The 13,309-nt window shown below is 62.2% G+C and carries 8 protein-coding genes; 2 read left to right on the top strand and 6 right to left on the bottom strand.

Annotation, left to right across the window (positions count from 1 at the left end):
* Nucleotides 1–671: 671 nt before the first annotated feature.
* Nucleotides 672–3,494 carry a TonB-dependent receptor domain-containing protein gene (locus tag HLA98_RS17055; protein WP_057501225.1) on the bottom strand — a complete coding sequence of 941 codons (2,823 nt, stop codon included), beginning with the start codon at nt 3,492–3,494 and terminating at the stop codon, nt 672–674.
* Between the two features lie 361 nt (nt 3,495–3,855).
* Nucleotides 3,856–6,651, bottom strand: a complete 2,796-nt coding sequence (locus tag HLA98_RS17060; protein ID WP_057501226.1) for a TonB-dependent receptor domain-containing protein — start codon at nt 6,649–6,651, stop codon at nt 3,856–3,858.
* A gap of 214 nt (nt 6,652–6,865) precedes the next feature.
* Here HLA98_RS17060 and apbC point away from each other — a divergent pair, with 214 nt between their 5' ends.
* Nucleotides 6,866–7,720 carry an iron-sulfur cluster carrier protein ApbC gene (apbC, locus tag HLA98_RS17065; RefSeq protein ID WP_049447715.1) on the top strand — a complete coding sequence of 285 codons (855 nt, stop codon included), beginning with the start codon at nt 6,866–6,868 and terminating at the stop codon, nt 7,718–7,720.
* 72 nt (nt 7,721–7,792) lie between these two features.
* Here the strand turns inward: apbC and HLA98_RS17070 are convergent, their stop codons facing one another.
* Nucleotides 7,793–10,852, bottom strand: a complete 3,060-nt coding sequence (locus HLA98_RS17070) for a TonB-dependent receptor (RefSeq protein WP_049447713.1) — start codon at nt 10,850–10,852, stop codon at nt 7,793–7,795.
* 420 nt (nt 10,853–11,272) lie between these two features.
* On the opposite strand from HLA98_RS17070, the gene dcd reads away from it, so the two are divergent.
* Nucleotides 11,273–11,845, top strand: coding sequence for a dCTP deaminase (dcd, locus tag HLA98_RS17075; protein WP_049447712.1), 573 nt, complete (start codon nt 11,273–11,275; stop codon nt 11,843–11,845).
* Between the two features lie 105 nt (nt 11,846–11,950).
* On the opposite strand, the gene HLA98_RS17080 is transcribed toward dcd, so the two are convergent.
* From HLA98_RS17080 to HLA98_RS17090, 3 genes are read right to left on the bottom strand one after another with little or no spacing between them, the layout of a single operon-like run.
* Nucleotides 11,951–12,118, bottom strand: a complete 168-nt coding sequence (locus HLA98_RS17080) for a LiaI-LiaF-like domain-containing protein (RefSeq protein WP_005410498.1) — start codon at nt 12,116–12,118, stop codon at nt 11,951–11,953.
* A 15-nt stretch (nt 12,119–12,133) separates the two neighbouring features.
* Nucleotides 12,134–12,556 carry an HIT domain-containing protein gene (locus HLA98_RS17085; RefSeq protein ID WP_049447711.1) on the bottom strand — a complete coding sequence of 141 codons (423 nt, stop codon included), beginning with the start codon at nt 12,554–12,556 and terminating at the stop codon, nt 12,134–12,136.
* Nucleotides 12,553–13,224, bottom strand: coding sequence for a dienelactone hydrolase family protein (locus HLA98_RS17090; protein ID WP_057501227.1), 672 nt, complete (start codon nt 13,222–13,224; stop codon nt 12,553–12,555). The genes HLA98_RS17085 and HLA98_RS17090 overlap by 4 nt, the downstream gene beginning before the upstream one ends.
* Nucleotides 13,225–13,309: the final 85 nt, after the last annotated feature.

Raw genomic sequence — 13,309 nt, forward strand, 5'->3', positions numbered from 1 at the left:
GGTATCAGTTGTAATCGTGACATCGAGATCTTCCAGTGGATGCTGAATGGGCTGTTAAGGTCAACTTTGCGCAAAGTGGCGGTTGGCTTTGCGCGGGGAGACATGCGCGGGGGACCTGAGGGTCTCTGTGCCCGACATGCCGTACGGTGCGTTCAGCTGCAGCGGGCTGGCGGGTCAGGGGGTGACGACCGTCCTGCAAGGTGGGACATCCCACCGCCTGCAGCCGGCCCGGCCAGGTCGCCTTGCAGCATCACCTCAAGATTGCACGAGGCGGCGAAGCAACCCGTCCGCGGGGCATTGGATTCATCAGGCGATCAATGCTCGGACGGGAGATCGGTAGGCCGTTCGAACGGCTTTTGAACGTAGTTGTGCTGCGCACCAATGTGGCCAACTTCCGCTGGGCTCAGAGCGTGCCTCATGTTGCCGGCAGTGCCGCCTGACTGCGGATCAACGTGATTGCCCATTCCTTTCAGATCCAACGGCCTTGGGTGTCGAGCCAGGTCGGCAAGGTTTCATTCCGCGACTTTTCAGGGGGTTGTTGCAAGAAAGTAAAGATTGAAAATCCATTCAGCGTTTTGGCCGGAAGCGGGCAAAAAAGACCCCGCCGAAGCGGGGTCCTGGTGTTCTGCAGGAACGCCCCCGCCTGGGCGGGGCGTCCAGCAGGGAGGGGCTTACTTCCTGCCGAAGTCGTACTGCGCCTGCACATAGATCGCCCGTCCGTAGGCGTTGTACAGGGAGTTGTTGTACGGCACGTCGATGTTGCCGGCATAGGAGTGCTGCTGGTTGTCCGGCACCTTGTTGAACAGGTTGTTGACCATCAGCGAGAACGTCAGGTTGTCCATCGCGCGATAGCTCACGCTCAGGTTGTAGGTGGTGTACGAGCCCCACTTGCCGGCCTTGTAGCCGGACGTCGGGTCGACAAAGTCGTAGCCGCGACCCAGGTAGGACATGTAGTTCGGCGTGCGGCCGATGTAGTTGAAGTACAGGGTGGTGGTGAACTTGTCCAACGCCCAGCCGATCGAGCCATCGGCGCGGACCTTGGCGTAGGAGTCATACACCCACATCGCGTACGGGTTGCCCAGCAGGTCCAGGAACGGATCATTGAGCTGCGGCTGCAGTTCGCGCTTGAGCATGTTGGTGTAGTTGCTGGCGAACTGCAGGGAGCCGAAGCGGCCGATGTCCTGCACGTACTTGAAGCTCGCGGTGAGCGCCTCGAGGTTCTGGCGCGCCACGTTCAGCTTCGGCGTGTAGATCTCCTCCAGGGCGCCGGTGGCGTCACGGGTGACCCAGTTGGCCACCTCGTCACAGGTGGCGCCTGCGGTGTTGGTCAGGCCGTTGCGGCAGTAGTACTCCGCCAGCAGCAACTGGTCGGAACTGAGGGTGTTGACCTCGTTCTTGATCTTCCAGTTGTAGTAGTCCAGCGACACCGACAGATTGTTGATCGGCGCCCACACCAGGCCGGCGTTCCACACATCGGCAGTGATCGGCTTCAGTGACGGATTGCCCGACTGCGTGCCGAACACCGACACGCTGCCATAGCGGCAGTCCACCGTGTTGGACGGATCGAAACCGAGCTGGCCGCAGCGGTAGTAGTCCTTGGAGCCATTGGCGTAATAACCGCTCTTGCCCTGGAAGGCATCGGGCAGGGACGGTGCGCGGAACGCGGTACCGTACTTGCCGCGGACCAGCAGGCTTTCGAAGGGCCGGAACTCGACGCCGATACTGTAGGTGGGCTTGTCAACGGTATTGCCGGCGATCTTGAAGTTGTCGTACCGACCCGAGGCCGTTACCGTCAGCATGTCGTGCAGTGGCAGGCGCAGTTCGCCGGTCACCGCATAGTTGCTGCGGTGGCCATTGCCGGCCACGGAGGTGGTTCCGAACACGGTGCCATCGGTCAGGCGAACATCCGGGGTGTAGTCCCAGCCTTCACTGCCGCCCTCGACGACTGCCGCAAAGCCGGCATCACCACCGGGCAGCTTGAACAGCGAACTGTTGGTGAGCTGGGCCCGGGTCTGGGTCTGCCAGGTGCGGCTGCGGCTGGTGGTGAAACCGGTGAAGCTCTGGAACGCCCCGTCTGGCAGTCTGGAATAGAAGGCGCCCCAGTTCGGGTTGTAGATGTTGTAGCCATCATCGGTCTCGCCCAGCACCGGACCCAGCACGTTGTCGGCGAACCAGTTGTTGATCGGATCGTTCCAGCGCGCATAACCGCGCTCATTGAGCTTGTACTCGCCGCGGGTGATGCTGGCCTCGTAATCCCAGTTGCTGCCGATCGAACCGCGTGCGCCGAACGTGACCTGATAGGACTTGCTGCGGTCGGTATTCATGATGTCGCGGTAGCCACCGCCGCCGATGTCTTCGGGGGCGAACACGCGCTGCAGGCCCAGATAGCGACCGCTGGACTGATCGAAGAACGGACCCATGCTGATATCCGTGCCCCAGTAGTTGTAGCCGGCACCGGTGTTGTACTTGACGGTTTCGTAGCTGTAGAGGACATCGCCGAACAGCTGCAGGTTGTCATTCACATCGTAGGTCAGCGACGAATAGAACTGGCTGCTTTCCTTGCTGTTCTTGATCGTCTTGTAACCCGCGCCGAACGCGGAGCCGCAAGATTGTCCAGCGCGGCGTGTACCGAGGATGGTGGTGCCGTCGAACTGGCCGGCAACGCCGGCGCAGTTGTTCGGGTCCATCATCAGGAAGTCGTCGGTTTCCGCATCGAAGACCAGGAAGTCGTTCGAGGGGAGCTGGCGGGTGTAGCCCCGGGGATTGTTCTGCGTGGTGATGTCGCGCTGGTAGCCCCAGATCGGGTTGGTTTTTTCGTACTGCACGTTGACCAGTGCGCGGAAGCGGTCGTCGCGGCTGTTGAAGCCGTTGGCCGCGCTCACGCGGAAGCTGGCGCCGCCGCCATCCGAGTACGCGCCGCCACGCACGTTCAGGGTGCCGCCGTCCATGCGTTCCTTGAGGATGATGTTGACCACGCCGGCGATCGCGTCCGAACCGTAGAGCGACGACTGACCGCCAGGCAGGACTTCGATGCGGTCGACGATGTCGATCGGAATGCCACTGATGTTGTTGAACGCGTCGCTGCCGTTGTACAGCGCCGGGTAGGACAGCATCGGGCGGCCGTTGATCAGGTACTTGGTGTAGCCCGGATTCAGGCCGAACATGCCGGCCGCTTCGGCGCCCTGGGTGAACGACGCGGAGGTCTGGCCGCCCTGCAGGCCGCCGGTGGTCAGCGAGGACTGCTGCAGCACTTCGGCAACGCTGGAGAAGCCGCGCGCCTGGATCGCCTCAGCACTGATGGTCAGCACCGGCGTCTGGTTTTCGATCTGCGTCTGCGGAATCAGCGACCCGGTGACCGTGACGCGGTCAAGGTTGGTGGCCGCGCTCTTGCTTTCCTGAGCGAGCGCGACAGTGCTGGCGCTGGCAAGGAACAAGCCGCTGAGCACGGCACTGGTGAGCGGGTGGCGTGAGAACAAGAAGCGACTGCGAGACATGCGATTACTCCGTGTGATCGTAAGAACGCGTTTCCCTTCCAGGGGCTCGGTTTCTGTTCGGCCGCGCCAACAGGTCATGCCGCGCGCGGTCGCTGAAACCTAACATGCGCTTAATTTGAAATGCACCGATTTGTAACCAAGCTTGACGAGCTTCGTCACAATTCCGCCCTCTTCTCTTTTCAAACAACAACTTGCAGATACTGTCTGGTTTTGCCGAGTGTGGCGGAATGAATGTCGATCAAATGATCGTATTAATAATCGAGACATTTATTCGATTATTTTCCGGGTTGTTCATTGCCCAAAAAAAAGGCCCCGCCGAAGCGGGGCCTGGTCCAGACACTAAGTCCGGAAAACGACGGGATTACTTGCCGAAGTCGTACTTGGCCTGCACGTACACGGTGCGGCCGTAGACGTTGTACAGGTAGTTGTTGAACGGCGTGCCGGAGGTGCCCTGGTAGCTGTGGGCCTGCTGCTCGGGCATCTTGTTGAACACGTTGTTGACCATCAGCGACAGGGTCAGGTCATCCTGCGCGCGGTAGTTCACGCTCAGGTTGTACGTGGTGTACGAAGCCCACTTGCCTGCCTTGTAGCCCGACGCGGCGTGGGTGTACTCGTAGCCGTTCAGGCCTGCCAGGTAGTTCGGGGTGTGGCCGATGTAGTTCGCGTACAGCGTGGTGGTCCACTTGTCCAGCGACCAGGCCACCGACGCGTCCGAACGGACCTTGGCGTAGCTGTCGTAGTTCCACATCGACTTCGGGTTGCCCAGCAGGTCCTGGAAGTCCTCACCCGGCTGCGCCTGCACTTCACGCTTCAGCATGTTGGTGTAATTGCCCGAGAACTGCAGCGAACCGAAGCGGCCGATGTCCTGCAGGTACTTGAAGCCGACGGTCACGGCCTGCAGGTTCTGGCGGGCCACGTTCATCTTCGGGGTGTACAGCGAGCTCAGGTTGCCGGCCGAGTCACGGGTGACCCAGTCAGTCACGTTCTGGCAGGTGGCCGAGGAGCCGTTCGGAAGGCCGTTGCGGCAGTAGTACTCAGCCAGCAGCAGCTGGTCGGTGCTGGCCGTATCGACTTCGTTCTCGATCTTCCAGTTGTAGTAGTCGGCCGAGATCGACAGGTTCGCCATCGGCGCCCAGACGATGCCCGCGTTCCAGACGTCGGCGGTGATCGGCTCCAGGTCCGGGTTGCCGGCACGCTCGGAGTAGACCGAGACGCTGTCGGCGTAGCGGCAGGCGTCGGTGTTACCCGGGGTGTAGCCCAGCTCGCCGCAACGGTAGTAGTCGGTCGAGTTGGCAGCGTAGTAGCCGCTGCGGCCCTGGAAGGCGTCGGGCAGGGTCGGCGCGCGGAAGGCGGTGCCGTACTTGCCGCGGAACAGCAGGCTTTCGATCGGACGGAACTCAACGCCCACGCTGTAGGTGGCCTTGTCGACGGTGTTGTCGGCGATCTTGAAGGCGTCATAGCGACCGGAAGCGGTCACCGTCAGCGACTCCAGCAGCGGCATGCGCAGCTCGCTGGTCACCGCGTAGTTGCTGCGATGGCCGTTGCCGGCAACAGCCGACGAGCCCCACACATCGCCGTCCAGCAGGCGCTGGTCCGGGCTGTAGTCCCAGCCTTCGCTGCCGCCTTCGACGACCACGGCCAGGCCGGCATCACCGCCCGGAAGCGAGAACAGCGAGCCATTGGTGACCTGCGCACGTGCCAGGTTCTGCCAGGTGCGGGCATGGTTGGTGGTGTAGCCGGTGAAGCCAGCGAAATCTTCCGGCGAGATCGGCGAGTAGAACGCGCCCCAGTTGGTGTTGTAGATGCCGAAGCCATCCTTGGTGCCCAGCTGCGGGCCCAGCACCTTGTCGGCGAAGTAGCTGTTGATGGCATTGCCGAAGCGCTGGAATTTGCTTTCATCCAGGCGGTATTCGCCGCGGGTGAAGCTCAGGCTGTAGTCCCAGTTGCCGACCGCGCCCTTGCCGCCCAGGGTGACCTGGTAAGCACGGCTCTTGTCGTTGTTCAGGATGCCCTTGTAGCCTTCGCCGCCGATGTCTTCCGGAGCGAACGCGCGCTGCAGGTTGACCAGCTTGCCCGACGCCTGGTCGTAGAAGCCGCCCATGGTGCTCTTCGTGCCCCACCACAGGTAGTTCGAGCCCGAGGTGTATTCGGTCTTTTCCTTGCTGTACAGCACGTCGGCGAACAGCTGGAAGTTGTCGTTCACGTCGAAGGTCATCGACGAGTAGAACTGGCCGCTGTCCTTGCCGTTCTTCAGGGTCTTGTAGCCGGCGCCGAAGACCGAACCGCAGGACTGGCCGGTCGGGCGGTTGGCCAGCACGGTGGTGCCATCGAACTGGCCGGCGACGTTGGCGCAGTTGCCCGGGTCCATCATGTACAGCGCATTGGTCTTGGCGTCGATGACGGCGAAGTCGTTCGACGGCAGCTGTGCGGTGTAGCCGTGGGTGTTGTTCTGCTTGGTCAGGTCGCGCTGGTAGCCCCAGATCGGGTTGCTGCTTTCGATCTGCACGTTGACCAGTGCATTGAAGCGGTTGTCCAGCGCCGAGAAGCCGTGGGCGCCGCTGATGCGGAAGCTGCTGCCGCCGCCTTCAGTGGTGGTGCCGCCACGCACGGACAGGCTGCCGCCTTCCATGTGGTCCTTCAGGATGATGTTGACCACGCCGGCGATCGCGTCCGAACCGTACAGGGAGGACTGGCCACCCGGCAGGACTTCGATGCGCTCGACGATGTCGATCGGAATGCCGCTGATGTTGTTGAACGCGTCGCCGCCGTTGTACAGCGCCGGGTAGGACATCATCGGGCGGCCGTTGATCAGGTACTTGGTGTACCCCGGGTTCAGGCCGAACATGCCAGCGGCTTCAGCGCCCTGGGTGAACGAGGCGGAGGTCTGGCCGCCCTGGATGCCGCCGGTGGTCAGCGAGGACTGCTGCAGCACTTCGGCGACGCTGTTGAAGCCGCGCGACTGGATGGCTTCAGCGCTGATGGTCATGACCGGGGTCTGGGTCTCAACCTGGGTCTGCGGGATCAGCGAGCCGGTGACGGTGATCTTGTCCAGGTTGGTGGCCTTGTCCTGGGCCATTGCCGGCGAGGCGGCGACCAGGGCGGAGATCAAGGCGACAGCGAGGGTGTTGCGACGTGCGGAATTGCGAAGGTCTTTCATGTAGTTCCGTTCAAAGAGCAAATACGAATACGGCACTGCGCATGCGCCATCGTGCGTGCCGTGAAACAGCGACGCAGCCCAAAACCAGTGCTTAGCGAACGTAACATGAACTTAACAACCTGTGCACGAATCTGTAGCAATCCTGAATTTCAGTCAGGCTACGTCCAGCTTGTATGATGTTGGGTTATTCCCCCCGATACCGCTGGTGCCCGTTGTGAACAGTTCTCCCCGTCGCCCCCATGCCAGCCAGGTCCAGAAGGGACTGACGCCACATGCCCGCATCCGCAATGTCATTGCGGTCGGCTCGGGCAAGGGCGGTGTCGGCAAATCCACCACGTCGGTGAACCTGGCAGTGGCGCTGCAGCAGCTCGGTGCACGCGTGGGCGTTCTTGATGCGGACATCTACGGCCCAAGCGTGCCGGCCATGCTTGGCCTGTCAGGCCGCCCGGAAAGCCCCGACAACAAGAGCATTGAGCCGCTGCGTGCGTTCGGTGTGGATACGATGTCGATCGGCTACCTGATCGAGGAAGACACGCCGATGATCTGGCGTGGGCCGATGGCCACGTCGGCGATGACCCAGCTGTTCAACGACACCCTGTGGGACGACCTGGACTTCCTGCTGATCGACCTGCCGCCGGGTACCGGTGACATCCAGCTGACCCTGACCCAGAAGATCCCGCTGGCCGGTGCGGTGATCGTCACCACGCCGCAGGACATCGCCACGCTGGATGCGAAGAAGGCGCTGAAGATGTTCGAGAAGGTCGAGGTGCCGGTGCTGGGCATCGTCGAGAACATGGCGGTGCACACCTGCAGCAACTGTGGTCACGTCGAGCACCTGTTCGGCGAGGGCGGCGGCGAGCGCATGGCCGCGCAGTACGGTGTGCCGCTGCTGGGTTCGCTGCCGCTGCAGATCGGCATCCGCGAGCAGGGCGACGCTGGTACGCCGATCACCGTGGCGCAGCCCGATTCGGTCCCGGCCCAGGCCTACCGCCATGCCGCGCAGCGCCTGATCGAAGAAGTGGGCAAGCGCCCGCGCGCTTCGATTCCGATCCTGTCGTCGCTGCTCTGATCACAGCTGCAAAGAAAAAGCCGCCGGCGCAAGGCCGGCGGCAAGTTGGAGCGTTCCTGGAGAGGAAGCTGCTTACCAGTCGTACTGGACCTGGAAGCGGACGGCACGCGGATCGTTGAAGTACTTCGGCGTGTTGTAGTTGTAGTAGTTGCGAATGGTCGGAGCGGAGCTGGGGCGACCGTACTTGGTTTCGTACACCTGCACCGGCTTGATGTTGTTGAAGGCGTTGAGCACCGACACCTGCAGGCTCAGGCCTTCCAACCAGTTCGGCGTATAGGTGATGTTCGGGCTGACGGTGAACTGCCATGGCGTGCGGCCGGCGCTGCCGACCTTGGCGATGTCGTCTGCCGGAACCCGGCCATTGAGCTCGCAGCTGTGGAATACGCCGGAGTAGCCGTACTCGGTGTCGAAGCTGCCATAGCCGCCGCCGAGGCAGCTCTTCGGTGCGCCGGACTGCGCCAGGATGTTCACGCCGACCGACCACTCGTCGGTGAACTTGTAACCACCAAACAGCTTGATGCTGTGGCGATGGTCGTTGAACAGGTAGCCGTCCGAGCCATACATGATCTCGGCGAAGTCGAAGTCCGACGTGGTGCCGGTGTCATCCTGGCCGTTGGTGCTCTTGACCAGGCCTTCATAGTTGCCTTCCAGCTTGGACCAGGTGTAAGAGAAGCTGGCATACCAACGTTCGGTCTGCTTGTCGGCGCTGAGGGTGACGGCCTTGTACGTACGCTTGGCCTTCGGGCCGAGGCTGGCGCCCGGAACAGTGATCTCTTCCGCAGTGCCGTTGCCATCCACATCAAGGGTGACCTTCAGGTCGCTTCCCGGGTTGTAGATCCAGCAGCCGGGCAGGCCTTCCGGCACGGTCCACGGGTCGGACCAGTTGGACAGGTCATAGCCTGCGGCAGCTGCGGCGTTGTACAGCGAGCGCGAGTCGCAGGTGTCGTCGATCACCTTGTTGGCGCGGCGATAGGTCGCCTTGATGCCAACGGTCCAGTCGTTGAAGAAATCGATCGACGAGCTGACCTGCTGCTGGTAACCGATGATCAGTTCGTCCTGGGTGTAAGGCTTCAGGCCCTTGGACGCGACGGCGCGCGGATCCGGAGTGACGCCGCTTTCGCCATTGACCACGGAGTCGTTCGCACCATCCTCGAAACTGCCGGTGACGTTCGGAGCGCCATTGGCGCCGATGCCGTCGTAGGTGTAGTACTGGTCCAGGTAGTAGGAGGCGCTGGCTGCGCGCAGTGCCACGTTTGCCGCGATCGGCAGCGAGTACCGGCCCACCGAAGCGAACAGCTTGCTGCGACCATCACCCAACAGGTCCCACGAGAAGCCAAAACGCGGCTGCCAGATGTCGTCCTGCTTGACGAACGTTGCACCGTCGGAGTTCTTGTTGTTGAACGAATCGTTACGAATACCGCCGTACAGCATGAAGTTGTCGGTGATCTGCCAGTTGTCCTGCAGATACCACGATTTCTGCTTGATCTCGATCGAACCACCGTTGCGGAAGTTCACGAGATTGGCGTAGTCGTCGAACAGGTACCAAAGTGCTCCGCCCGAGTACGAGGTGCCCTGCACGGACGTCCATTTTTCATCGCTGTAACCAAAGCCGACCTTGTGGTCGCCCAGCTGCCAGTCGAAGTCGAGGCGAGTGCCCTTGCGTTCGTTGCGGCCGCCGAAGATACCGACGGTGCTGGCAACCGCACAGCCGATCTGGCGGCCGGTGCCGCCGGTGGCCGAGCGGTAGTCCAGCACATAGGGGCACGCACCCTGCGGGCTGTTGATGTCACCGTTGTAGGCATCAAAGACGCCATCGGCGCTGATGGTGTGTTCCGATGAACGATTGCGCATCTGCCCGTACTGCAGGGATGCGGTCAGGTTCTCGGTGAGATAGCTGGTCCACTTGAAGACGTCGGTCTGGCCGCCGCTCTTGCCGATCAACTGGCCCAGGTCGCCGGTCTTGGCCGGTTCGCCGCCAGCGTTGGGGCTGTCATAGGCCGCAGTGTAGTAGTCATACGAGTAACGACGGCTGTTGTCGAAGCCGGTGTACTCCAGGTGGTTGTTCTCGTTGAGGTACCAGTCGACCTTCAACAGCCAGTAAGGCGTCTTCGACTCATAGTCATAGGCGCTGGTCGACAATGCCGCAGCCGACGGCGGACGGCCATTGGTGGTGTACTGGGAGCCGCGGTTGCCGAAGTTGCCGGTCTTGGAGTTGCTGAACTGGCCCATCGCGAACACGAACAGCTTGTCCTCGATCAACGGACCGCCAGCCCAGACGCTGTACACGTTGGAGCTGCTGCTGTTCTTGTCGTACGAACGGAACAGCGAGCCATCGCTGTAGTAGGTGTCCGGAGCCTTTTCACGCAGCGAGTCCGGGGTGCCGGTCCAGCTGAAACCACCCTTCCATTCGTTGGTGCCGCGCTTGACGTTGACGCTGGTCACGCCACCGGTGGAGAAACCGTACTGAGCACCATAGCCGCCGGTCTGCACGTCCAGCTGATCGATGGCCTGGTACGGGATCTCCGAGAAGGACAGGCTGTCATACAGATTGGTGACGTTGAATCCGTTGACGTAGTAGCTGTTTTCCGCAGCCGACGCGCCACCGAACGAGGCTGGGCCGAAATAGCCGCTCGATGCGACGGTGCCCGGGGTCAGCAGCGAGACGCTGGTGATATCGCGGGCGACCGGCAATGAATTGAGCTTGTCGGCGGTGAAGGTGGTACGCGATTCAACGCTGCCCAGGTCGATCGTGTTGGCCGCGCCCAGGGCGCGCACGTTGACGGTATCCAGCGATGTTGCACCGCTGCTGTTCGCCGAGGCGAATGTCGCGAACGACTGTTGTCCGGCGACCACGGTGACGCGGGTGGTCGCAACCGGATTTCCACCACTGACCGTGGTGACCTCATACGTGCCGGTCGGCAATTGGGAGATGCGGAAACGGCCATCCGCGCTGACGTTCGCCTCGCGGGTGGCGCCGGAAGACAGGCTCTTGACCTGCACTTTGTCAGCCGACGTAGCGGTACCGACGATGTCGCCGGAAGTGCTCTGCGCATAGCTGGTGCCGGCGATGGCTCCCAGGACCATGGCCAGAGCGGTGCGCTTCAGACTGCGTCCATTGAAGTTCAGATTCATCGTGTTCCTTTGCGGTTGCAGAGGGAAATCGGTTGGGCTCAAGGGACCTGAACGAATTGTTCAGGATGAATGAAACCGTAACGATCAATCTTTCCTCATGCAACGTTCATCCGGCGCTCATGTCCGTGGGGAGGCCGATGGGTGGATTCATGTATTTGAATTTCAAGGAAAAATATTTTTATGTCGACATGTGTCACTGCAAACATGCTGATTGGATTTGACATAAATATGTGTTAACTGATTTAACTCGGTCGACTTGGTCTCATTTGTTATTCATCCTGCGCGTGCGTCTTTTCCCTGCGACGGCGTATGACAATGGAAACGGCGCGCCAATCCGCGTCATGGCCGGCAGAGTTGGCCCGCCTGTAGAATCGCCGCCTCGGGCGCAGCCCGTTTCCCCCTCGATCAACAGGACAGAGCATGAGCATCAAGAGTGACCGTTGGATCCGCCGCATGTCCGAGCAGCACGGCATGATCGAGCCGTTCGAGGCAGGGCAGGTCAAGCAGGCCAACGGCGAGCGCATCGTCAGCTATGGCACGTCCAGCTATGGCTATGACGTGCGCTGCTCGCGCGAGTTCAAGGTGTTCACCAACATCAACTCGACCATCGTCGATCCCAAGCGCTTCGACTCGGGCAGCTTCGTCGACATCACCGCCGACGAGTGCATCATTCCGCCGAACAGCTTCGCGCTGGCACGTACCGTTGAATACTTCCGCATTCCGCGCGACACCCTGGTGGTGTGCCTGGGCAAGAGCACCTACGCGCGCTGCGGCATCATCGTCAACGTGACCCCGCTGGAGCCGGAGTGGGAGGGCCACGTGACCCTTGAGTTCAGCAACACCACGCCGCTGCCGGCGCGCATCTATGCCAACGAAGGCGTCGCACAGATGTTGTTCTTCCAGGCGGCGGCCGATGACGTCTGCGAGACGTCGTATCGTGATCGTGGTGGCAAGTACCAGGGCCAGACCGGCGTGACCCTGCCGCGGACCTGAAGGCTGTCGGCAGCCTGTGGGGCCGGGCGATGCTCGGCCTCACGTCAAGGCAGCCGAGCATGGCCCGGCTCTACATGAAGAAGGCGGCGCAATGCGCCGCCTTCTTCATTTCCCGCGACCGAACAGCATCGCGATACCGACACCCACCAGCGCCACCGGCCACCAGGTCAGCAGCAGCTTGGACAGGTTCAGGTGCGTCCAGCCGAGGTTGCTGGCGAGCATGAACAGACCGATCAGGATCAGCAGGATGGCGGCAACGAGGTTGAATCGCATCGGGTCGGCGAACGCTCAGGAGTGGGCCGGATATCCTAGCCGTTCCTTCCAGTAGGCGACATGCTGGTCCAGCGCGGCCGGCTCGTAGCGGTGCGCCGGCCCGCTGCCCCAGACCGGGCCGGGCCAAGCCGGGTCGCCATCGTGGCGGCCGATCACGTGGAAGTGCAGCTGGCGCACGATGTTGCCCAGCGCGCCAATGTTGATCTTCTCCACTCCGTCGGAGCCCTTCAGGGCCTTGCAGGCGCGGTTGAGCTCGGTGCGCAGCTTGTCCTGCTGCTCACCGTCCAGCTCGATCCACTCGGTTACCCCGGCCAGACGCGGCACGAGTACCAGCCAGGGGAATCGTTCGTCGTTCATCAGCCGCACTTGCGACAACGGTCCTTCCGCCACCAGCACGCTATCGGTGGCCAGGCGTGAATCGAGTTCGAAATCGCTCATCCAAGATGCTCCGAGAAGAAGTCCAGGGTGCGTTGCAGCGCCAGGGCGGCGCTGTCTGGATCATACGCATGTCCGACCTCCCGGTTGAAGGCGTGATCGGCCGGATAGACGTAGGTGGCCATCTGCGGCAGCTTCTCCCGGTGGGCCTGCACGGCCTCCGGCGGGATGCTGCGGTCCTGGGCGCCAAAGTGGAAAATCACCGGGGCCTTGGGCGTCTCATCCAGGAACTGGACGTTGCGCGCACCGTAGTAGCTGACCGAGGGCAGGCCCAGGCGCAGCGCGGACAGCATTGCTACCGTACCGCCCCAGCAGTAGCCGACGGTGCCGACCTTTCCGTAGGGGGCCAGCCGGGTGGCCGCCGCGCGGACCACTTCCAGCGCCTTCTCCATGCCCAGCGCGCTCACCCGTTCCAGGCCCTGCCTCACGCCGTCGGCGTCGTAGGGCAGGGCATCCGGATCGGCTTCTGCGCCATCAACCAGGTCGAAGAAGGACGGCGCCAGCACCGCGTAGCCTTCGGCCGCGAAGCGCTCGGCTACACCGCGGATGTGCGGGTTGGCGCCGAAAATTTCCTGCACCACCACCAGCCCGCCGCGCGGGGTGCCTTCAGGGAAGGCCTGCCAGGCCCGTACCGCGCCGTGGTGCGTATCCAGGGTGATCCACTCGGCCATTGCTTCTACCTCATTGCGGGAACAGACCCGCATTGTCGGTGCTGCGCGGGTTAGCGCGGTGTCAGCGGCTGTGCGTGATCGGGCG

The sequence above is a fragment of the Stenotrophomonas africana genome, assembly GCF_013004645.1.
In the GTDB taxonomy this organism is placed as follows: domain Bacteria; phylum Pseudomonadota; class Gammaproteobacteria; order Xanthomonadales; family Xanthomonadaceae; genus Stenotrophomonas; species Stenotrophomonas africana.

Bases quoted from the DNA above. Each gene is read 5' to 3' on its own strand.
- HLA98_RS17055 (WP_057501225.1), bottom strand. From the start codon at position 3,494: ATGTCTCGCAGTCGCTTCTTGTTCTCACGCCACCCGCTCACCAGTGCC.
- HLA98_RS17060 (WP_057501226.1), bottom strand. From the start codon at position 6,651: ATGAAAGACCTTCGCAATTCCGCACGTCGCAACACCCTCGCTGTCGCC.
- HLA98_RS17070 (WP_049447713.1), bottom strand. From the start codon at position 10,852: ATGAATCTGAACTTCAATGGACGCAGTCTGAAGCGCACCGCTCTGGCC.
- dcd (WP_049447712.1), top strand. From the start codon at position 11,273: ATGAGCATCAAGAGTGACCGTTGGATCCGCCGCATGTCCGAGCAGCAC.
- HLA98_RS17080 (WP_005410498.1), bottom strand. From the start codon at position 12,118: ATGCGATTCAACCTCGTTGCCGCCATCCTGCTGATCCTGATCGGTCTG.
- HLA98_RS17085 (WP_049447711.1), bottom strand. From the start codon at position 12,556: ATGAGCGATTTCGAACTCGATTCACGCCTGGCCACCGATAGCGTGCTG.
- HLA98_RS17090 (WP_057501227.1), bottom strand. From the start codon at position 13,224: ATGGCCGAGTGGATCACCCTGGATACGCACCACGGCGCGGTACGGGCC.